This window comes from Streptomyces sp. NPDC004561 (assembly GCF_053602155.1).
In genome coordinates this window covers 1-2326 of record NZ_JBSGDB010000802.1, presented here as the reverse complement: position 1 = coordinate 2326, position 2326 = coordinate 1, and the positions used below count along the sequence as shown (strand labels likewise).

Here is a 2326-nt window from a genome sequence, read left to right as displayed (position 1 = left end):
GCCGTCGACGCGACGGCCGGGCCGGCTGCGGCAGCGGCGGGCCACGCCCCTGCGAGCCGCTGTTCCGCCGCCCCGGGTCTCAGAGGTCGAACTCGTGCGGCGGCAGGTCCAGGGTGTAGCAGGCCTCGCGGACCACGGCCTGCTCGGTCTTGTCGAAGTCGCCGTCGGCGCCGCCGATGACGATGCCGATCTGGACGACGGCCCGGGCCTCGGCGGGCTTCTTCTTCGCCTTGGCGATCTCCTGCAGCACGCTCACCTTGCCGAAGGCGAAGTCGGTGGTCAGCTTGTCCAGGTTCTCCTCGAAGCGGCGCCGCAGGTCGTCCGCCGGGAAGTTCTGCAGCACCTCGTTCGTGGAGATCAGCTGGGCCACCCGCTGCCGCTCCGACGGGTCCACGGTGCCGTCGGCGGCGGCCACGAGCGCGCACATCGCCATGCTCGCGTCCCGGAACGCCCCGCTCTTCAGGTCGTTCTTCCTCGCCACCAACTGCGTCTGCATCTGCGACGCCGAATCCTTGATGCGGTCCCACAGCGCCATGCCCACTCCTCGTATCCATGGCCGGGTGCTTCAGGCACCTCGCCGGCAACTTCTACAACACGGTAGAAACTGACGGCGTCTCCGGAAAGTTCCGGACGGCGGGACCGGACTCATTTCGTGGCGGGGAGCCCTGTCCGTGCCGCCGCCGTCTTTTCCCGGCGGCGGCGTTCGCGGCGGCCGACGCGGGGCTCCTGGTCGGGGAGCCAGCCGAAGGCGAGGCAGCTGCCGGTGGCGCCGAGGAGGAGGCCGACGAAGAAGCCGCCCAGGTTGGAGGTCAGCCAGGTGCCCAGGGAGAGCAGGATGCCGGTGAGGGAGTAGAAGAGCCGCTGCGTGGGGTTGAAGAGGATCAGCAGGCCCAGCAGCACCATCAGGCCCGGCAGCAGATAGCCCGCCAGGCCCTGCATGCCGATGTGCATGACGACCTTCATCGAGGCCTTCTCGGTGAGCAGGATCTCGCCGCCGCCCAGGGCGAGCAGCAGCCCGCCCCAGAACGGCCGGCGGGCCCGCCATCCGCGGAAGGCGGCCCTCGCACCCCGGCGTGGACGGTCCGGCACGCGGATCAGCAACCCGAGCCGCTGAAGCGGAGATTGAGACCGGGCAGCTTGAACACGCCAGCGGTGGTCGCGTAGTTCGTCTGCCGCAGATTGGCGATGCGCACGGTGTCGGCCTGCTGGCTGAAGACGCCGATCGGCCCCTTCACGCCCGCCTTGGTGAGCGTGCTGGCGTCGTTGCCGATCTCGATGTTGTTGAACGCGGCGTCACCCGACAGCTGGGTGGAGTCGGTGGTGAGGTCGCTGGCGGTCACCTTCTCGGCGCCGCTGCCCGCGGTGATGAGCAGGTTGGTGCCGCCGAGGTCGACGCTCTGGCACAGCTTGGTGAGCGTGGCGTTCTTGATGGCCGAGGTGACGACGAGCTCCTGGCCGCCGGTGTCGCCCGCGTTCGGGCTGCCCTCCGCCATGTTGTCGAGGGCCCCGAACTGCTCGAAGCCGGTGCCGTTCAGCTCCGTCGCGGTGACCGTGAACGGCATGCCGGAGATCGCGAACTGCACGCCCAGCGCTCCCTGCGCGGTGAGGACCGCGAGGGCGGCCGCCACGAGGGTGGCGGGTACCGCCATCACCGCGGCCCGGCGGGCCCGGACGCGTCCCCGTCTCGGGCCGCCGCCGGTGGTCCCGGCGCTGCTCGGTGGTTCGGAGGGTGAACCGCTTCCCGGGTTCTCGGGGGTGTTGCCGGCGGACGCGACGTCCGGGGACGAGGCCATGTCTGCTCCCATGGGCATGGATCAATGCGGGTTGGGCTTCAGTGGCGCGATGTCCTGGCGCGGACAGCGGCCGCCGCGGACGTCTCCTCGTACTCCCGGCGGGCACAAGGGCTTTCTCGTTACGCGGCGGTAGCCTGCGGCGAAGTTACCGCCGGTTACTTCGGAGGGTCAAGGGAGATGTGAAAAAAGGGTGTCGGATGTGCGCGACTCTTGCCCGAAAGCCACAACTACCTTGTCGCGCCTTGACGTTGATGGTTGATCAGGTCTACAACTTCCCCTGATTCCACGGATCCGTGGCGCCGGATCCGCGGAGCGGCAGCGGTCGTGTCCCGCAGGGGCGCCGGCCGCGTTCCCGGCCCTCTCAGGGCAACCGCTCCACATCCCCGTGCACGGCGGCCGACCCCGTACGCGCACGCTCCTCGCTCCACGACACGCCCACGGCAATCGCTCCACATCCACGCGGCCGCGGCACGGTCCGCTTCCCCCTCGGTCCGTGCCGGCCGCCCCCTGCCCGGCCCGGCCGGAGGCCTTCC

Annotated in this window: 3 protein-coding genes; all 3 read right to left on the bottom strand. The window is 70.3% G+C overall.

The window, feature by feature from the left end; all coding sequences use genetic code 11:
* Positions 1–79: 79 nt before the first annotated feature.
* The 3 genes from ACWEN3_RS45490 to ACWEN3_RS45480 all read right to left on the bottom strand — a co-directional run bounded on the left by ACWEN3_RS45490 (position 80) and on the right by ACWEN3_RS45480 (position 1793).
* Positions 80–535, bottom strand: a complete 456-nt coding sequence (locus ACWEN3_RS45490) for a tellurite resistance TerB family protein (RefSeq protein WP_452984197.1) — start codon at positions 533–535, stop codon at positions 80–82.
* A gap of 110 nt (positions 536–645) precedes the next feature.
* The gene (locus ACWEN3_RS45485) at positions 646–1089 is read right to left on the bottom strand and encodes a DUF6114 domain-containing protein (RefSeq protein WP_452984195.1); all 444 of its coding nucleotides are present in this window, start codon (positions 1087–1089) and stop codon (positions 646–648) included.
* 5 nt (positions 1090–1094) lie between these two features.
* Positions 1095–1793 (bottom strand): DUF6230 family protein, encoded by a 699-nt coding sequence (locus ACWEN3_RS45480; RefSeq protein ID WP_452984193.1) that lies wholly within the window; start codon positions 1791–1793, stop codon positions 1095–1097.
* Positions 1794–2326: the final 533 nt, after the last annotated feature.

What these genes read in the sequence shown, in the direction of transcription:
- ACWEN3_RS45490 (WP_452984197.1), bottom strand. Translation starts at nt 535, where the DNA reads ATGGCGCTGTGGGACCGCATCAAGGATTCGGCGTCGCAGATGCAGACG.
- ACWEN3_RS45480 (WP_452984193.1), bottom strand. Translation starts at nt 1,793, where the DNA reads ATGGCCTCGTCCCCGGACGTCGCGTCCGCCGGCAACACCCCCGAGAAC.